This is a genomic window from Nonomuraea sp. NPDC049637, assembly GCF_040675235.1.
Taxonomy (GTDB): Bacteria; Actinomycetota; Actinomycetes; order Streptosporangiales; family Streptosporangiaceae; genus Nonomuraea.
On the sequence record NZ_JBFAOM010000021.1, the window covers coordinates 146005 to 163136 of the forward strand.

Genomic DNA, 17132 nt, shown 5'->3' on the forward strand with positions numbered 1-17132 from the left:
GCCTAGTCGAGAGCCGTCCGTTCGGCGAGCCGTTCGTGGCGTTGCCGGGCGGCCTGCGCGGTGCCGAGGCCGAGGCCGAAGGCGATCTCCTGCCAGGTCATGCCGCGCCCACGGGCCATCGCCAGCAGCCCGGCCTCCAGCGCGTCCAGCTCGCCGCGGACCAGCGGGACGAGGCTCAACGCCGCGGTGATGTCGGCCTGGTCGACCTCCGGCTCGCCGTCGTCGAGCTGCGCGGCCCCGCTGAGCAGGAACGACACCAGCCTGACGGCCTCGTGCGGCCCGATGACGGACGGGTGCGCCTGCCTGAGCCGCTGCTCGCCGGTGGCGGCGTGCCGCTCGGCGATCCGGAACAGGGACGCGTGCACCCGCTGGGCGCGCGCCTGCTCGGGGTCCGGCGGGGAGAAGGGGTGATCGATCGACATGGAGGCAACGATGCCGCGCTGAACCAATCGGTGTCAACAGTTCGTTTTGAACAGATCGTTCAAGATGTGACGTGCCGATTGAAGGTTACAAGGGTGATATGCAGGTAACGAAGAGAAAAGGTTCCACCGAAAGTTCAACGATAGCGTTGAAGGCATGGACATCAAGGAAATCGCCTGGCCGGTCGACGGCGCGGGTGTCTCGGCGTTCCTGGGGACGCTCCCCGCCAGGCCGCTGCTGCTCGGCCTCGGCGAGGCCCGGCACTTCGTGGGGGAACTGGGCGAGCTGCGCAACGAGATCTTCCGGCACCTCGTCGAGAACGAGGGCTACCGGTCGTTCGCCATCGAGAGCGACTGCCTCAAGGGCCTCCTGGTGGACGACTACGTCACGACCGGCGCCGGCACCCTCGACGACGTCATGGACCGCGGCTTCAGCCACGGTTTCGGCGCCCTGCCGGCCAACCGCGAGCTCGTCCGCTGGATGCGCGCCCACAACGAGGAGCACGACGAGAAGCTGCGCTTCTTCGGCATCGACGGCCCGCTGGAGTACTGGGCGGCGAGCCCGCGCGAGGCGCTCACCGGCCTGTACGACCTGCTCGACGGCCCGCTCCCCGCCGCGGTGGCGACCAGGGAGACCCTCGACACGCTGCTGGGCCAGGACGACCGGTGGTCCGACGAGGCCACGGCCATGGACCCGGCGAAGTCGATCGGCCAGTCGGCCGACGCCCAGCGGCTCCGGGTGATCGCCGACGACCTGGCGGCGCTGCTCGACACGCAGTCGCCGCAACTCGGCGCCCGGGACAGGGAACGCGCGCACCTGTACGCGCGCACCGCCACCGGCCTGCTGCGCTACCACCACTGGATGGCCGACGCCTCCCCGGCGCGCTGGACCCGCCTGTCGGCCCTGCGGGACGCGATGATGGCCGCCAACCTGCGTGCCGTCGCCGAGCACGGCCCGGCCCTGGTCTTCTCCTCCAACCTGCACCTCCAGCGCGACAAGACGTTCATGCCGTTCGGCGACCAGCGGCTGGAGTGGTGGAGCGCGGGCGCGATCGCCGCCGCCCACCTGGGCGACCGGTACGCCTACCTGGCCTCCGCCTTCGGCACGACCGGCGACGACACCCCGCCCCCGGACACCGTCGAGGGCGTGTTGTCCGGGCTCCCGTGGCACCGCTCGGTGATCGACGCCCGCCGCCTGGCCCAGGCGGTCGCCGACCCGGCGCGGCGCGTGTCGCCGGATTTCGCCTACTTCCCGCTGGACCCGTCCCATCTCGGCAGGATCGACGGCGTCGTCTTCCTCAAGGAGGTCGGCGCCTGGGGGTGACCGTCCGGGGGCGGACAGCACGATGGTCCCTCCCCGCGGGGAGGGACCATCAGGTTGACGCGGATGGGAAGACGGGTGACCTACTCGGAGGTCTCCCAGGGCATCGGCATGTCGCCCATTTCCCGGTAGGAACGTTCCATGTACGGGTCGTCCATCATGTCCTCAGGCCGAGGCTCGTAGGACTCGTCCATGGAGCGGCCCATGTCCCGCTCGTCCTTGTCCGCGTGCTCCGGGACGCATCCCGATTCGGCGGTCCTGCCGTCGTACGGCATCTTGCCGGGCGGGCACTGGTGGTCGTAGCCGTGGTCGTACCTGTGGTCGTACCCGTGGTCGTGACCGTGGTGACGGCCGTGGCCGTGGTGGTGGTGCGGCTTCTTGCCCGGACGGCAGTGGTGGTTCTTCTTGCCCGGCCGGCACGGCGGCCGCGGGTGCTGCGACTTCTGCACGACCCGGATGGTCGCCGTCGCCGGAGCGGAGGTCAGGCCGTCCGCCCGCGCCACGGCGGTGTTGGCGATGGTGAAGCGGCAGCCCTTCCGGCAGTCCTTGCCGGAAGGACGGTTCGGCACGACGAAGACCCCCGTGCACGTGGTGGTCTCGCCCGGCTCCAGAGTGGTGGTCCGGCAGACGATGTTCGTCACCCGGTTGTCGTCGATCCGGAGGTTCTCCACCGTCTCGGCGGAGTTGTTCCTGACCTCGTAGCGGTAGGTGACCCGCTCGCCCGGCCGGTACGTGCGGGTGTCGTCCACGGTCTTCTCCAGCAGGAGCGTCCCGCGCTCACCCATGACGTCGATGGTGGCCTCCGACGGCGGCGAGCTCACCTCCGTGTCGTCGATCAGGCCCACCGCGGTGGCGGTGTTGGTGACCGAGCCGTGCGCGGCGTCCTCCTCGGTGACCGTGTAGGTGCCCGTGCAGAGCGTGGACTCGCCGGGCTCCAGCGTGGTGGTCTCGCAGACGATGTCCGACACCCGGTTGTCGTCGATCCGCAGGTCGGTCACGATCTCGTCGAACGTGTTCCGCACGACGTAGCGGTAGGTGACCCGGTTGCCGGGACGGTACGTGCGGGAGTCGTCCACGCGCTTGTCGAGCTCCAGCATCCCGCGCTCGTCCGTGACGCCGATGGTGACCTCGGACGGCGGCGAGCTGACCTCCTCACCGTCGGCCCGGCCCATCGCGGTGGCGGTGTTGGTGACCGAGCCGCGCTCGGCGTCCTCCTCCGTGACCGTGTACGAGCCGCGGCAGATGACCCGCTCGCCCACGTTCAAGGTGGTCTGCGGGCAGACGACCTCATCGACGACGTCGTCGTCCACCATCAGGTCCGTGATGTTCATGTTGCCGGTGTTGGTGACCACGTACTCGTAGGGCACCTCCGTGCCCACCGGCACCGGGTCGGGCAGGTCGGCGTCCTCGGCGACGCGCTTCCTGAGCGACAGCTCGGGCCGCTCGGCCACCGGACGGACGACCACGTTCCGGATCAGGTGCACATCGCTGAACAGACCGGTGGACGCACCGAACCCGAACTTGTAGGTCTCCGGGACCGGCTGCGGCGCGGGCAGGGACAGCACCTCCTGCATCCCGTTGCCGTCGTTGAAGTCGATCGAGACGGTGACCTCGGGGTTCGGCGCCGGCGTGATCCGGACGTTGACCGTGCGCTTCGACTCCTCCAGCACGGCCTGGGCCGCCCGCGGGTCGTTGGGCACGGTCCGCGTGGGCCCCTGCAGGTCGCCCGGCAGCGTCGAGGGCCACGGCCCGGTCGTGGTGAAGTTGCTGGTGGTGGCGGTCAGGAAGCAGTAGCCCGCGGTGCCGTTGCCGGGCCCGCGCACCGTCACCATGTTCGGCCCGGGAGCCGGGACGCGGAACCCGGTGCCGGCCGGTGAGCGCTCGGCGCAGGTGCGGCCGCGCTGCTCCCAGTCCCCGAAGTAGTTGCCGAGGACGTCCAGGCCGACGCCGATGTACCCCTGGTTGACGCCCGGTTCGAACGGGTTCGCCGGGTCGTCGTCGGGCAGCTTCTGGGCGTAGCCGAGGCTGCCGCCGAACGCGCCCGGACGGTCCAGCGAGGCTTCCCCGTTGATCAGGAAGAAGGAGATGCCGTCTGCGGGCACCGCCGTGGTGTTGCCGTACTGCCACTGCTCGAACGTCACGTCCAGGCCCTCTTCGGCCGGGATCGGCTCGTTGTAGAGGGCGGCCGCCGTCTGGTCGAGGTCGGCGCTGGTGAGCTGGAGGTAGCCGTACGGGGCTGCTCCGGTCGGCGGGACGGGACCCGCCGCGTTGGCGGGGCAGCCCCCGAGCGGATGGTCGCCGGGCCCGGCGGGCGGAGCCGCCGGCGCGCCGGTCAGGCAGGCCGATCCCACGCCGATGAACTGCGGGATCGCGGTGGCCCCGGTGAAGTCCTCCTCGACCAGCGGAACCGGTTGCGCGGCTGCCGGACGGGCAGGTTGCAGCGCGACAGACACCGCGCTCAGAAGGAGCATGGTGGAGATGGCCGCACGTTTAGGGCCACATGAGCTGTTTCCCGGCCCCGCAGGGCCAGATCGTATCTTCACGAATACCGAAGGTAACCATGCGCACTTGTGAACAGCTCGATCGACATAGCAAATGATCAACCAGGAATGACTACAGGGATTCCGGGACGCGGTGGCAGCACGTCCGGCCTGGTCCCGGCCCGGCCCGCCGGTCGGCGGCCAGTTCAGAGACGCAGGTTCGACGTCCAGCGGGCGAGCTGGGCGTCGATCTCCGCCCTGGTCCGGGGATGACCGGGGGCGTCGGGACGTCGTTGCCAGGGGTGCGGGCCGGCCGCCGGCCGGTACTCCACGCCCAGCGCGTCGAGACGTCTTTCGTGCACGGCGAGCCGCGCCAGGAAGTCCTCGAAGTCGCGCTCGCCGCTCCACATCGCCTCGGCGAAGGCGGCCAGCCGCGGGAAGGCCATGTAGTCGAGCAGCCTGGGGGAGTCGATGTGCTCGGTCCACAGGGCGGCCTGCGCGCCGAGGATCCTGCCGCGCTCCCCTTCGCCCAGGCCGCCGGGGACGGGGTCGAAGGCGTGGACCGCGCGCAGGGACGTCACGCTGCCGATCGGCACCGGCTCCTGGTCGCCGTCGGACTGGCGGAAGTCCAGGTAGGTCTCGCTGAACGGCGAGACGACCACGTCGTGACCGGCCCGCACGGCCAGCACCGCGCACTTGTCACCGCGCCAGGCCGCGACGGTGACGCCGGGCGGCAGGCCGCCCTCCAGCAGCTCGTCCCAGCCGAGCGGCTTGCGCCCGCGGGCCAGCAGGTAGTCGGTGAAGTGGCGCATGAGCCAGGTCTGCAGCTCGTCGGCGTCGTGCAGGCCGAGCTCCCGGATGCGCTCCTTGGCCGGGACGCTCTCGTTCCACTGGGTCTTCGGCACCTCGTCGCCGCCGACGCAGACGTACTGGCCGGGGAAGAGCTCCAGGACCTCGTCCAGGACGTCGGTGAAGAAGGCGATCGTGCCGTCGGCGACGTTGAGCACGTTCTCGCCGACCCCCCACTCGGTGCGGACCGGCAGGCGGTCGTCGAGGTTGCCGAGCTCGGGGTAGGCGGCGATGGCGGCCTGTGTGTGGCCGGGCAGGTCGATCTCCGGCACGACCGTGACGAACCGGTCGGCGGCGTAGGAGACGATCTCGCGGATGTCGTCCTGGCTGTAGAAGCCGCCGTGCGGGCGGCCGTCGAACCGCCGGTGCCGCGCGGCGCCCACCGGCGACTCGCGCCGCCAGGCGCCGACCTCCGTGAGCCTGGGGTACTTCCTGATCTCCAGCCGCCAGCCCTGGTCGTCGGTCAGGTGCAGGTGCAGGACGTTGAGCTTGTGCGCGGCCAGCAGGTCGATGTACCGCAGCAGGTCGTTCTTCGGCAGGAAGTGCCTGGCCACGTCGATGAGGCAGCCGCGCCAGCCGTGTTCCGGAGCGTCGGCGATCTCCGTCGCGGGGATGCTCCACGCCCTGTCGCCGGTGCGTCCGGCCCGGAAGGCGGCGGGGTCGAGCAGCTGGCGCAGCGTCTGCGCCCCGTAGAAGGCGCCGGCCGGGCTGCTCGCCTCGATCAGCACCGACTCGGTCGTGGCGGTGAGCCGGTACTCCTCGGGCCCGAGGCCCGCGACGAGCCGGATCTCCACCCCGCCGGGCCCCTCCGGGAGCGGCAGGCCGGTGGCCGGGGTGAGGGCTCCGCGAAGCCATTCGGCGGCCCTGGCCAGCGCCGGGTCGGCCGACAGCGGGGTCGTGGCGGTGAAGGCGAACCGGCCTTCGCCGGGCGTGCGGCGGGCGGGCGCCGGGATCGTCGCGTTCACAGGGCCTGCACGGTCCGGGTCTCGCGAGCGCGCTCGGCGGCCCAGACCACCAGGTGCCCGGCCAGGGCCTCGGCCGGGCCGGCGCCCAGCGGCGCCTGGTCACCGGCGGCGACGGCGTCGATGAACGCTTTGGTCAGGCCCCCGTCGCCGCCGCCGTGGCCGTCGGCGAGCGACGCGCCCGCCGTCGTCTCGGTGTCGATCCGCTCCTCGGCGCCGGTCACGAAGTCGACGACCCTGATCTCGCGCCCGTCGCCCTCGGCGTACCCGCGGGTGCCGAAGATCCGGGTCCTGCGGTGCTCCAGCGGCGTGAACGCCGTCATGGTGAACGACACGGTCGTGCCCTTCGCGAACTCCAGCGTGACGACCTGCTGGTCGACCACGTCGTTGTCGCAGTCGTAGACGCAGCGGCCGTACGGGCCGGTCTCCAGCGCGTGCGTGACGCCCGCCACGGTGGCGTCGGACGTGACGGCGCCGAGCGGCCAGAACTCCCGGCGCGCGTCGCCGAGGCAGCTCAGGTAGAGACGCTTGGCGGAGTAGGCGCAGTCCGGCTCGACGGCGCAGCTCACGCACCGCGTGCTCGCGCCCGCGGGCCGGTTCTCCGGCCGGAAGTGGGTCAGCGAGCCGAAGGACGACACCGCGACCGGCTGCTCGCCGAGGATGTGGAGCAACCAGTCGATGTCATGACAGGACTTGGTCAGCAGCATCGGCCCCGATTCGGCCGCGTTCCGCCAGGCGCCCCGCACGAAGGAGTGGGCCATGTGCCACCAGCCCACCGGCTCCAGGTGCTGCACGCTGGAGATCGTGCCCAGCCGGCCGCTGTCCAGGAGCTCCTTGAACGCCCTGGTGTAGGCCGTGTAGCGGAGCACGTGACAGACCGCGAACACCACGCCGTTGCGCTCGACCGCCTCGACGATGCGGCGGGCTTCCGGCTCCGTCGGCGCCATCGGCTTCTCCAGCAAGATGGCGTAGCCGAGGTCGGCGAAGGCCACGGCCGGCTCGACGTGCAGCCGGTCCTGGGTCGCGATGACCACGGCGTCCGCGAGCTTCGGCACGGCGGCCAGTTCGTCCCATCCGGTGAAGCAGGCGCTGTCCGGCAGGCCGTGTTCGGCGGCCACCTTGGCCCGGCGGGCCGGGTCCGGATCGGCCACTGCCACGATGCGTGCCCGGCCGTCCGCGGCGGCGGCCCTGGCGTAGATCTGGCCGCGGGATCCGGCCCCGACGATGGCGATGGTCACTGTCATTTCGCAAACTCCTTTATGAAGGTCTCCATAGATAGTCACGGAAATGACCTTGCCGTCAACCCTCTTCTCGCGCGGCACATGCAGCTGGAAGTGGGGATGGGCCAGAGGGATATAGTTCAGAGACCAGCGATAGTGAGGAGTGTGACCGTGCAGGTCAGTGGTGGCGACCTTCAGCGGCTACGCCAGCTGAACTCCCTGAGCAGCATCCGTGCCCTGCGTGAGGCGCGCGAGCCACTGACGCTCACCGAGCTGTCCGCCCGCACCGGGTTGTCGCGGGCCTCCGTCGGGGACGTCGTCACGGATCTGGAGCAGCGCGGCTGGATCGCCGAGGTGCCGCCCGCGCCGGGCGCCATGGGCCGGCCCGCCAAGCGCTACCGGTTCCGCACCGACGCGGGTCACGTGCTCGGCATCGACGTGGGCGTGCACAAGGTGCTGGCGGTGATCACCGATCTGGCCGGCCGGATCGTGGCCAGCGGGCGGGTCGCCGTCGATCGGCACACCGCCCAGCGGGAGCGGCTGGAGGCGGTGTGGCGGGCCGTGGACGCCGCGCTCGTCGCCGCCGGGCTGAGCGCGTCCGACCTGTGGGGCGTCACCGCGGGCAGCACCGGCGTCGTCAACCGCGAAGGGCTCGTCACCAGGGTCAACGACCTGCCCGACTGGCCCGGCGTCGACCTCGTCGGTCACCTCGGGCAGCGGCTGGCCTGCCCGATCATCATCGAGAACGACAGCAAGCTGGCCGCCCTCGCCGAGCAGCGGCTCGGGGTGGCCGCGGGCGTCCAGCACCTCGTCTACCTGCACGTCGGCCGCCGGACCGGCGCTGCGCTGATCATCGACGGGCGCCTGCACCACGGGTTCAGCGGGGCCACCGGCGAGGTCGGGCTCATGGAGATCACGGGCTGGAGCACCATGGCCGGCCGGCTGGAGAGCGGCCCGGCGGCCAAGGGGGCCGCGCCCGAGGAGGCCGCCCGCCAGGTCTTCGGCGCGGCCCGAACCGGCGACCCGGAGGCGCGGGCCGCGGTCGAGGCGTACGCCCGCCATCTCGCGCTCGGCACCGCCGCGATGGTGCTGACGCTCGACCCCGAACTGGTCGTGCTCGGCGGCGGCTTCTCCCGCTCGGCCGACGTCCTGCTGCCCGCGCTGCGCCGGGCGCTCGAACCTCACTGTGTACGCGTCCCCGACATCCGGCCCTCGACGCTCGGCGAGGAGTGCGTCGCCCTGGGCGGAGCCTGCCTGGCGCTGGACCACGTGGACGACCGGTTCTTCTCCCCGGAGGGTTCCATCTCCAGCCCCGCCGCTCCGCAGCGGACGCGGCCGAGCTGACGGCGACCGCCTCGGCGGTGGACCTCTGACCTCCCGGGCAGTTCGGAGGCCTTCGACACCGGCCAGTGATGCGTCACCTTTCCGCCAGATCACTTTACGCAGTCATAGGATTACTTTCTGTATGCGTTGTTCATGGTCGTCACCGCATCAGTGGAGGTAATCCATGCCCGCCAGCCCCGTCGCCCGTCTGATGGCCGTTTCCGCCGTCGCCCTGGTGGCCGCCGCCGTCGCCCCCGCCTCGACGGCCCACGCCGCCCAGGCCGGCCCGCCGGTGTGCCTGGACGCCACCAACAGCCGCGCCGACAACACTGTGGTGCGTCTGTGGACGTGCCTGAACCACCCGAACCAGAAGTGGGTGATCCAGGGCGGTCAGATCAAGGTCGAGGACACCGTCGGCACCGGCCGGGAGGTCTGCCTGGACGCCACCAACAGCCGCGCCGACAACACCAACGTGCGCCTGTGGACGTGCCTGAACCATCCCAACCAGAAGTGGGTGATCCGAGGCGGCCAGATCAAGGTCGAGGACACCGTCGGCACCGGTCGCGAGGTCTGCCTGGACGCCACCAACAGCCGCGCCAACAACACCGTGGTGCGGTTGTGGACCTGCCTGAACCACCCCAACCAGAAGTGGGTGATCCAGGGCGGCCAGATCAAGGTCGAGGACACCCTGACCTGACCCCGGGGCCGCGCTCGGGTCACGGGCGGGTCGTGGAGGATCTCGCCAGCCCCTCGCGGAACGCGATGGCCGCCGCCTCGGTACGGGTGGCCGCGCCCAGTTTCGCCAGGATGTGGGAGACGTGCACGCCCGTCGTGCTGGGCGAGATGTGCAGCCGGGCGGCGATCTGCCGGTTGCTCAACCCGTCGGCGATCAGGACGAGCACGTCGCGCTCGCGCTCGGTGAGCCCGTCCTGCGCCGGTCGGGGCCGTCCGAGCAGGGCGATCTCCCTGGCGAGCGGCGCGGCGCCCAGCTCGTCGGCCAGCCGCGCGGCCTCCCCGAGGCGGGCCGTTCCGCCGGGCCGGTCGCCCGCCGCCAGCGCGGCCCGCGCGCCGTGGAACAGGCTCAGCGCCAGCTCGTACGGCTGCCCGAGGTCCCGCCAGGCAGCCGCCACCTCGTCCCAGCCGGCGTCCTCGACCAGCGCGCGCAGCATGATCTGCCAGGCCCGGTCGAACGGCCCGTCCACGCCGAGCGTCGCATCGACCGCGGCGAGCTCGGCCTGCCGCGCCGCGACCCGCTCGCGGGGCGCGCCCCGGGCCAGCCGCATCCGCTGCACCAGGGCGCCGGCGACCAGGACCGGCCGGGCGTCGCTGCTGTAGATCCGGGTGAGCGCCGGATCGGCCAGCGCCCGCTCCAGCAGCAGGTCGGCCCGCTCCGGGTCGCCCTGCGCGACGGCGAGCAGGCAGAGCAACTGGTGGCGGGAGAACAGGTCGCCGCTCGCGGCGTGCCCGGCCGCCGCGGCGGGTCCGCCTGGTGGACGTCGACCGGGCGCTGGCGGCACGCCGCTACTCGACCCCCCTGGACCTGGTGCTGGAGGTTCAGGACACGTTCTGCCCCTGGAACGCCGGGCGCCACCGCCTGCTGGCCGACGGCGACTCCGTCACCTGCGAACGCACCCGGGCCCAGCCCGACCTGCGGCTCACCTCCGCCGAGCTGGGGGCGGCCTATCTGGGCGGCACCACGCTGGCGTCGCTGGCCGCGGCGGGCTGGGTCGAGGAACTGCGGCCGGGCGCGGTCACCGCAGCCTCGCTCGCCTTCCGCGGCGAACGCGCGCCCTTCCACCCGTCGGGCTGGGCGTTCCCGGCCTTCTGACGGCCCGTGCCCTTTCAACCCTCGGGCTGGGCGATCCCCTCGGGCTGGGCGATCCTCGCCTTCTTCGCGGCCCGCGCCGTTCCTTCCCCGCACCGGCCGAGCGGCCGGGATGTCGTCAGGACGTTTCGGTGGTGGGTGTCATGTTGGACATGTGCGGCTCTGGTGTCATCTCGGACGTGGGTGGCTCTGGTGTCTCGGACGGGGGCGGCTCTGGTGTCTCGGACATGTGTGGCCCTGGCGTCATGTCGGGCATGTGTGGGATGCAGGGCATGCTCTGCTCCCCGAACCACTGGACCAGGTACCGCCGCATCGTGGCGACCTCGGCCCGCTGGTCGTCGCGCACCTTGCGGGCGAAGGCGGCGACCTCGGGATGCACCGCCTCGCCGTGCACGAGGAGCTGCTCCGACGTCATGATCGCCATCATGTGGTGCGGGATCATGTGCTGCAGGAACGCCTTGTCGAGCTGATTCCCCGAAAGCCCCGACAGGTCGGGCATCGTGGTCGCGCCCGGGCTCGGCGCCGGGCTCTGCGGGTACCACTGCCGCAGCCAGCCCTTCATCGTGCCGACCTCGGCGGTCTGCGTCGTGACGATCGACTGCCCGAGCCGCCGCATCTCCGGCCTGCTGGACCGCTGCAGCTGACGGGCTGCGGCGATGGCCTCCTCGTGGTGCGGGACCATCTGCGACAGGTAGTCGTACTCGCTGGTCACGGCGTGCATCTGCCCCATGCCGGGGCACGTGGGCTGGGTGCCCGCCGGGCTCGGGCTCGGGGACGGCATCGGCGAAGATGCCATGGCAGCCGTGGCGGCCCCCGACGCGGTGGTGACGGCGGCCAGGAATGCCCCGGCGGCCATCGCTGTCATTGCGGAGCGTCGCTTCATGCGTACCCCCAACGCCGATTCGACACCTACTCCAACGGTAACCCGCCCCTGAAATGTCACCGCGTACGCCCGTACGTGGAGGATTTTCGACCTTTAGGATGATCCACCTATGCGCGGAAAAATCGTGATAGTCGCGTTCTTATTGCTGACGGGCTGTTCGACGAACGAGCCGAAGGACTGGGTGCTCAAGGATCCGAGCCACTGGCCGCTGGCGTCATTGCCGGCCGCGGCCGCCAAATCAGGCGTGCCGGAGGGGGCGGACAAGGTGCTGGCGCGGATCCAGGTCGCGGAGTACGACATGGTCCCCTGGATCAACGACAAGGGCGTGTGCGGGCTCGCCGACCAGGGGTCCTCCAGCGTGCTCTTCAACATGAGCCAGGATCTGACGAAGTCCGAGGGCAACGTCGTCACCGCGGAAGAGGGCTTCGCCGGGCCGAAGGAACCCATGGTCGGCACCAGTTCGGAGAGCACCGTGACCCTGTGGTGCACCCCCACCCGGATGTTCGTCACCGTCCAGGCAAAAAACCTCGGAAAGGTGCAGCTTTACGGAAACGCGGCGGCAAAGAAGACCAAGGAAAAACTGACGGTCGTGGTGGGCACGCCGGAGGCGGTCAAGGAGTCACTCCCCGGCGCGACCCTGATCGGCCGCTAGCCCCGCATTTCATCAGGTCGCCGCGGGACCGATCCCTTTCTGTCCGCTCGCCTGAACCGATGCTCAACCGATCCTCAACACCGCCGCCGTCACCCTCGACCAGAGATCCGAGCCACCTGAAGGGAGTCGCGCACATGACGCACATCCTCGGAAACGCCGCGGCCTCGCTCGCCGGGGCCGGCCTGACCCTCGCCCTGCTGACCTCCACCGCGCACGCCACCACCCCGGCCACCACGGCCGCTCCGGCGCACAGCGTCAGGTCGAGCTGCACGATGAGCGATGGCGAGAAGGCGCGATTCGAGATCAAGTACCGGACGACCGGCGGCTACCACCGCGTTTCCGACATCATCTACCGCTGGAACACCGAGGCGCCGGTCCGCCTGAAGACCGCACACCTCAACCTGATGGTCGAACGCCGCGGCAAGGACGGAAAGGTCCACGAGGAGACACTTCACGAGAAGAAGGCATTCGACGACGTCTCCTACGACATCGTCGTCGACCTCAAGGTCCCGGCCAAGAAGAAGCTTTACCTGGCCGTGGACGCCACGTTCGTGAAGAAGGGCGAAACGCTGCGCTGCACGGGACGCACATCCGGCGTCTGACGCCTCCTGAACGCCACTCCCGCAGCCGGACCTGCTCACAGGGGCGCCGTCTTCCAGGCGGTGCGGCAGCCGGCGGGTGGACGACGGTCACGGCCGCCCCCGCCTGCGGCGGTCCTTTCGGGAGGCCGGCCCGAGATCGGGGGTCTTGTAGGTGACCAGGGGGATCGTGGTGGCCACGGGCGTGGCCAGACCGTGGTCGACGAGGTCGTTGATCACCTGCTCGATGCGCTTGTAGGCCGTGGGCGCCTCCTCGAAGAGGAGCTGGCGGTCGCCGCACACCACCACCGACCCCACCGGCGTGCGGCGCAGTTCCTCGACGGTGTGCTTGGCCCGGCCGCGGCGCAGGGCGTCCGCGCGCGACATCTTGCGGCCCGCGCCGTGCGCCACGGAGTGGCCGGCGTCCGGACCGGCGTGCGCGGCCACGAGGTAGGACGGGGTGCCGCGGGTGCCGGCGATGAGCACGTCGCGGCCGTCGCCCGGCGCCGCACCCTTGCGGTGCAGGTAGCCGCCGTTCGCCCAGCCCCCGTGAACCGCTGTGGACGACGAGAACCAGGTCACCGGCGTCGAGGCCGAGCCGAGCGGCGTGGCCCGGTTCGAAGACCGTCCCGATCCGGGCCAGCTCGACGAAGTGATTGCCGCGGCCAACCGTCCCGAGGCCCTCGACGTGACCGGCGGGGATGTCGCCCTTCATGACGGCCCAGGCGGGATCGTCGGCATCACGTACGGGATCCAGCGCACGATCGAGGTCGGGGAAGCGGGCGGCGAGCTTCTCGGGCACGGCGCGCTTCAGCCTGACCGGGAACACGGCGATGCCGCACCCGATGTCGGAGCCCACCAGGAACGGGTAAAGGACGGCCGACGCCATGGCGGCCCCGACGGGCGCGCCCTTGCCGGGGTGCAGGTCAGGCATGGCGGCGACGTGCGTCATGCCGTCGAGGGCGGCCACCTGACGGCACTGCGCGACGGCGTCGGACTCGATCCAGCTGGTGGGGGAGGCGAACACGGTGACGGTGGCCCCGGTGACCGGAGCGGGCGGGGCCGGGTGCTGCTGAGACAAAGACGTTCTCTTCCCTGCAGAAGGGCTGTCCCTGGAGAGGGCATGGACAGGCGGCAGCACGACGCGAACCGGCGTCGCGGCATCTCGAAGGGCGGGGTGTCTTCCGTCAGAGCCTCATGGGGACCACGTTCTCGAACCCCCGCCGCCCCAGGCAACCGATTTTCGGCCCGGCGCCGCCTCCGCGCGTCGGGTGCGGCGGGACGTGCCCGGTCAGTCCGGGCGAGCCCGGCCGCCCCGCCGCTCCTCCACCACCGGGCGCGCGAGCAGCCTGTCGATGCTGCGGCGCTCGCGTTTGGTGGGACGCCCCGCGCCACGAGCCCGGACGGCCACCGTCACGGTCTCCTCGCGGGGAGGTGGCGGAGGGCTCTTGTCGACGTAGCACTCGGCGGCCACGGCGGCGCCGACGCGCTTGGTGATGACACGGGAGACCACCACGATGCGTTCGCGGCCGTCGTGCCGCAGCCGGATCTCGTCTCCGACCCGTACGGCGTGCGCAGGCTTGACCCGCACCCCGTTGACCCGGACGTGCCCGCCCCGGCAGGCGTCGGCCGCGACCGAACGGGTCTTGGTGAGCCGTACCGACCAGATCCAGCTGTCCACCCGCACACTCAGCTGCTCACCCACCACCCCGACACTGTACTGAGAACCCCGCACCGGCTGTCGTCCGCCATCCGTCCTCCACCTCGGTGACGAGAAAGTCGGAGCCCTGATGAATGCGCAGGCTGTCGTGAGCGCTCCCGCGGAGGACTGCCATGAGGATCCGCCTTTCCTGCCTTGGGGGAGAGGCCCCGGCGTGGACGTCGGGTCAGGTCTTCTCCTGGAGGGTGACGTTGACCTCGCGCGCCTGGCCGTCCCTCAGGTAGGTGATTCTGAGCTGCTGGCCCGGCTTGGAGCCTCTGACCTGTCCGACGACGGTCTCGCCCGCGTCGACCGGGGTGTCGCCGATCTTCGTGATCAGGTCGCCCTGCTTCAGTCCGGCCTTCTCCGCCGGGCTTCCTGCTATGACCTGGCTGATCAGGGCGCCGGGCACGTCGCCGGTCGCGTCGGTGACGCTCACCCCGAGGACCGCGTGACGGACCTTGCCGGTGGCGATGAGCTGGTCGGAGACGTGCTTGGCGGTGTTGACCGGGATGGCGAAGCCCACACCGCCGCCGGCGGCGTTCGAGGCGATGGCGGTGTTGATGCCGACCAGCTCGCCCTTCGCGTTGACCAGCGCGCCGCCGGAGTTGCCGGGGTTGATCGAGGCGTCGGTCTGGATGGCGCCGCCGATCGTCGTGCCGGCGCTTTGGGGGCTCTGCTCCTGTCCCCAGCCGGGCGGGAGCTGCTGCCGCTGGTCAGGGCCGGTGGTGAGGGTACGGTCAAGCGCGCTGACGATCCCCGCCGTCACGGATCCGTCCAGGCCGAGGGGGCTGCCGATGGCCAGTACGGCTTCGCCGACCTTGAGCGCGTCGCTGTCGCCGAGCGTCGCCTTGGTCAGCCCGGACACGCCCGCGGCCCTGATGACGGCCAGGTCGGTGGCCGGATCGGTGCCGACGATGCTCGCCTTGGCCGTCTTGCCGTCGCTGAACTTCACGCTCATCTGCCCGCCGCCCTGGCTCGCGCCCTCGACCACGTGGTTGTTGGTGAGGATGAGGCCGTCCGCCGACAGCACGACGCCCGAGCCCTCGCCGCTCTGCCCCTGGATCATCACGACGGTCGGCTGAACCCTGGCCGCCACGTCCGACACGGTGAGCGATCCGGAGGCCGGCTTGAGGACGGGGCTGGGCACGTGGCTGGTGGTGGCGACGGGCGCGGGCCGGAAGGAGGTCGCCGCGACGGCGCCGGCCACCCCACCGACGATCGCCATCGCCGCCAGCGCGAGCCCGGCCACCGCCTTCTGGCCGGCGGTGAAACGCGCCTTCAAGGTCGGCGCCGGCGGAGGCGGGGGCGGCGGCTGCTCCGTGACGATCGGGTCGCGGCGGGGGAAGCCTCCGGCGGTCGGCGGCGTGGTGCCGAACTGGCTCCACCCGCCGTTTCCCTGTGTTCCAGGGTCCTGCTCGTGAGGCTCGTGCGCGTTCATCTGTCATCTCCCTCAAGTTCTGCTGCCTCACGGTGCCAACTCCGGCGTAAGACCCGGCTAAGCCCTTGATCCGGAACCGGGCCCGCTCCTCATGGCGGCCTTATCGATCCAGGTCGGGGCGGGTGTGGCTCCCAGAAAACCATTTTTTACGCGCTGTCGAACCACGCCGCCCGAACCGGCGTACGAGAGGTCGTCTCAAGGGCGCGGGGTCGGGAGCGCGTCGCCGAGGGAGGTGAGCAGGAGGTGGCGCTGCAGCAGGGTGAGCTCGCCGACACTGGTGCCGGGATCGATCCTGGCCTGGCGCAGGGTCCGCGTGATCTGGTCGGGGGTGTGCTCGGGCAGGGCGCGCAGGAGGGCGGTGGCGTCGGCGGTGATGGTGGTGGCGTCCCGGCGCGCCAGGAGTTGTTCGAGGGTGAGCCGTCTGGCGGTGGGCGGGACGGCCACCGCGAGGGCCGCGGCGAGTGCGAGCGGGCGCGCCACCGCCGACGCGCGCGGCGATCTGTGCCTCAACCGCCTGTCCCTGGACGGCGCCCTCACCGGAGCGATGAACCTGCTGGGCTTCGGGCACGGCGGCGCCCTGGGCGTGCAACACACCGCGGGCGGCGACACCATGGTGTGGACCGGAGCTCGATACTCGCCGCCCAGAAGGCGGAGATCGAGCTGATGCGCGGCATGCTCGCCGCCCGCGGCGCGGCCGGGACCACGTCGCCCTAGACCGGTCGCCGTCGCCGTCCTTGCGAGCGGTTTCGCCCTGAACCGCCGGCTACCAGCCGACCTCGTCGCAGCCGGTGTGTCCGTCCGGCTCCACCTGCAGGGTCGCGTGCGCGACGCCGTGACGGGTGCGCAGCAGGTCCCGGGCCTGATCGAGGACGGCGTGGTTGTCGCTCTGGTCGCCCGTGACGAGGTGGGCGGTGGCGACGTGCATGCCGGAGGTCAGCGTCCACAGGTGCAGGTCGTGCACGTCGCGCACGCCCTCGATGGCCGCCAGGTCGGCCGCCACGACGGAGGCGTCCATGCCCTCGGGCACGTGCTGGCCGAGCACCGCGAACACCTGCCGGCCGAGCGAGATCGCACGCACGGCGACGAACACCCCGATGGCCAGCGCGATGACCGTGTCCCAGAACGTCTGGCCGGTCGCCGTGATCAGCCACCCCGCCGCGATGACGCCGACCGACCCCGCCGTGTCGGCCACCACCTCCAGGTACGCGCCCTTGACGTTCAGGCTCTCACTGGCTCCGGACCGCAGCAGGACCAGGGCGATCAGGTTGACCACCAGCCCGAGCGCGCCCACCACGAGCATCGGCCCGGAGGACACCTCGGCCGGCCCGCCGATCCTGCCGATCGCCTCGGCGACCACGTAGACGGCGACGCCCAGCATGAGGATCACGGCCAGCAGCGAGGCGAACACCTCGGCCCGGTAGGAGCCGTAGCTGCGCCGGCCGGTGGTGTCGGGGCGGGCGGCGATCCTGGTGGCGACCAG

The 17132-nt window shown here is 71.4% G+C and carries 17 protein-coding genes and 1 pseudogene; 6 read left to right on the top strand and 12 right to left on the bottom strand.

Translation table 11 applies throughout. The features are described from left to right. Nucleotides 1–2: 2 nt before the first annotated feature. Nucleotides 3–422: a DNA-binding protein gene (locus tag AB0J71_RS27710; RefSeq protein ID WP_352323112.1), complete on the bottom strand. Its 420-nt coding sequence runs from the start codon at nt 420–422 to the stop codon at nt 3–5. A 154-nt stretch (nt 423–576) separates the two neighbouring features. On the opposite strand from AB0J71_RS27710, the gene AB0J71_RS27715 reads away from it, so the two are divergent. Further along, nucleotides 577–1743, top strand: coding sequence for an erythromycin esterase family protein (locus AB0J71_RS27715; protein WP_352323111.1), 1167 nt, complete (start codon nt 577–579; stop codon nt 1741–1743). Nucleotides 1744–1823: 80 nt separating this feature from the next. On the opposite strand, the gene AB0J71_RS27720 is transcribed toward AB0J71_RS27715, so the two are convergent. The 3 genes from AB0J71_RS27720 to AB0J71_RS27730 all read right to left on the bottom strand — a co-directional run bounded on the left by AB0J71_RS27720 (nt 1824) and on the right by AB0J71_RS27730 (nt 7275). Then, on the bottom strand, nt 1824–4211 hold the full coding sequence (locus tag AB0J71_RS27720; protein WP_364416721.1) for a hypothetical protein: 2388 nt from the start codon (nt 4209–4211) through the stop codon (nt 1824–1826). A 215-nt stretch (nt 4212–4426) separates the two neighbouring features. Continuing rightward, nucleotides 4427–6034, bottom strand: coding sequence for a beta-N-acetylhexosaminidase (locus AB0J71_RS27725; RefSeq protein ID WP_364416723.1), 1608 nt, complete (start codon nt 6032–6034; stop codon nt 4427–4429). Further along, on the bottom strand, nt 6031–7275 hold the full coding sequence (locus AB0J71_RS27730) for a Gfo/Idh/MocA family oxidoreductase (protein WP_364393401.1): 1245 nt from the start codon (nt 7273–7275) through the stop codon (nt 6031–6033). The genes AB0J71_RS27725 and AB0J71_RS27730 overlap by 4 nt, the downstream gene beginning before the upstream one ends. 141 nt (nt 7276–7416) lie before the next feature. Here AB0J71_RS27730 and AB0J71_RS27735 point away from each other — a divergent pair, with 141 nt between their 5' ends. Further along, nucleotides 7417–8595 carry an ROK family transcriptional regulator gene (locus AB0J71_RS27735; RefSeq protein WP_364416725.1) on the top strand — a complete coding sequence of 393 codons (1179 nt, stop codon included), beginning with the start codon at nt 7417–7419 and terminating at the stop codon, nt 8593–8595. A 163-nt stretch (nt 8596–8758) separates the two neighbouring features. After that, complete coding sequence (locus tag AB0J71_RS27740; protein WP_352327529.1) at nt 8759–9271, top strand: RICIN domain-containing protein; 513 nt, start codon at nt 8759–8761, stop codon at nt 9269–9271. Between the two features lie 19 nt (nt 9272–9290). On the opposite strand, the gene AB0J71_RS27745 is transcribed toward AB0J71_RS27740, so the two are convergent. Beyond that, nucleotides 9291–10091, bottom strand: coding sequence for a response regulator transcription factor (locus tag AB0J71_RS27745; protein WP_352327530.1), 801 nt, complete (start codon nt 10089–10091; stop codon nt 9291–9293). Here AB0J71_RS27745 and AB0J71_RS27750 point away from each other — a divergent pair. Next, nucleotides 10064–10402: a sterol carrier protein domain-containing protein gene (locus tag AB0J71_RS27750; protein WP_364416727.1), complete on the top strand. Its 339-nt coding sequence runs from the start codon at nt 10064–10066 to the stop codon at nt 10400–10402. The genes AB0J71_RS27745 and AB0J71_RS27750 overlap by 28 nt on opposite strands. Nucleotides 10403–10517: 115 nt before the next feature. Here AB0J71_RS27750 and AB0J71_RS27755 read toward each other — a convergent pair whose 3' ends face one another. Then, nucleotides 10518–11255 carry a DUF305 domain-containing protein gene (locus AB0J71_RS27755; protein WP_364416729.1) on the bottom strand — a complete coding sequence of 246 codons (738 nt, stop codon included), beginning with the start codon at nt 11253–11255 and terminating at the stop codon, nt 10518–10520. A 136-nt stretch (nt 11256–11391) separates the two neighbouring features. On the opposite strand from AB0J71_RS27755, the gene AB0J71_RS27760 reads away from it, so the two are divergent. After that, nucleotides 11392–11934 carry a hypothetical protein gene (locus AB0J71_RS27760; protein WP_364416731.1) on the top strand — a complete coding sequence of 181 codons (543 nt, stop codon included), beginning with the start codon at nt 11392–11394 and terminating at the stop codon, nt 11932–11934. A gap of 134 nt (nt 11935–12068) precedes the next feature. Next, nucleotides 12069–12536 (top strand): hypothetical protein, encoded by a 468-nt coding sequence (locus AB0J71_RS27765; protein WP_364416733.1) that lies wholly within the window; start codon nt 12069–12071, stop codon nt 12534–12536. Between the two features lie 87 nt (nt 12537–12623). Here the strand turns inward: AB0J71_RS27765 and AB0J71_RS27770 are convergent, their stop codons facing one another. The 6 genes and pseudogenes from AB0J71_RS27770 to AB0J71_RS27795 all read right to left on the bottom strand — a co-directional run. Next, nucleotides 12624–13094 (bottom strand): RtcB family protein, encoded by a 471-nt coding sequence (locus tag AB0J71_RS27770; protein ID WP_364416735.1) that lies wholly within the window; start codon nt 13092–13094, stop codon nt 12624–12626. A 13-nt stretch (nt 13095–13107) separates the two neighbouring features. After that, nucleotides 13108–13464 (bottom strand): annotated as a pseudogene (locus AB0J71_RS27775) (RtcB family protein); the annotation flags it as partial. Between the two features lie 339 nt (nt 13465–13803). Beyond that, on the bottom strand, nt 13804–14220 hold the full coding sequence (locus AB0J71_RS27780) for an RNA-binding S4 domain-containing protein (protein ID WP_352327536.1): 417 nt from the start codon (nt 14218–14220) through the stop codon (nt 13804–13806). 178 nt (nt 14221–14398) lie between these two features. Continuing rightward, nucleotides 14399–15652, bottom strand: coding sequence for a trypsin-like peptidase domain-containing protein (locus tag AB0J71_RS27785; RefSeq protein WP_352327537.1), 1254 nt, complete (start codon nt 15650–15652; stop codon nt 14399–14401). A gap of 195 nt (nt 15653–15847) precedes the next feature. Next, nucleotides 15848–16162: a hypothetical protein gene (locus AB0J71_RS27790; protein ID WP_364416737.1), complete on the bottom strand. Its 315-nt coding sequence runs from the start codon at nt 16160–16162 to the stop codon at nt 15848–15850. Between the two features lie 253 nt (nt 16163–16415). Continuing rightward, nucleotides 16416–17132: cation diffusion facilitator family transporter (locus AB0J71_RS27795; protein WP_352327540.1), on the bottom strand; the 717-nt coding region annotated here is incomplete at its 5' end.

Excerpts from the sequence above, each read along its gene's own strand:
- AB0J71_RS27720 (WP_364416721.1), bottom strand. The coding sequence starts at position 4,211 with ATGCTCCTTCTGAGCGCGGTGTCTGTCGCGCTGCAACCTGCCCGTCCG.
- AB0J71_RS27765 (WP_364416733.1), top strand. The coding sequence starts at position 12,069 with ATGACGCACATCCTCGGAAACGCCGCGGCCTCGCTCGCCGGGGCCGGC.
- AB0J71_RS27710 (WP_352323112.1), bottom strand. The coding sequence starts at position 422 with ATGTCGATCGATCACCCCTTCTCCCCGCCGGACCCCGAGCAGGCGCGC.
- AB0J71_RS27785 (WP_352327537.1), bottom strand. The coding sequence starts at position 15,652 with ATGAACGCGCACGAGCCTCACGAGCAGGACCCTGGAACACAGGGAAAC.
- AB0J71_RS27740 (WP_352327529.1), top strand. The coding sequence starts at position 8,759 with ATGCCCGCCAGCCCCGTCGCCCGTCTGATGGCCGTTTCCGCCGTCGCC.
- AB0J71_RS27730 (WP_364393401.1), bottom strand. The coding sequence starts at position 7,275 with ATGACAGTGACCATCGCCATCGTCGGGGCCGGATCCCGCGGCCAGATC.
- AB0J71_RS27760 (WP_364416731.1), top strand. The coding sequence starts at position 11,392 with ATGCGCGGAAAAATCGTGATAGTCGCGTTCTTATTGCTGACGGGCTGT.
- AB0J71_RS27755 (WP_364416729.1), bottom strand. The coding sequence starts at position 11,255 with ATGGCCGCCGGGGCATTCCTGGCCGCCGTCACCACCGCGTCGGGGGCC.
- AB0J71_RS27715 (WP_352323111.1), top strand. The coding sequence starts at position 577 with ATGGACATCAAGGAAATCGCCTGGCCGGTCGACGGCGCGGGTGTCTCG.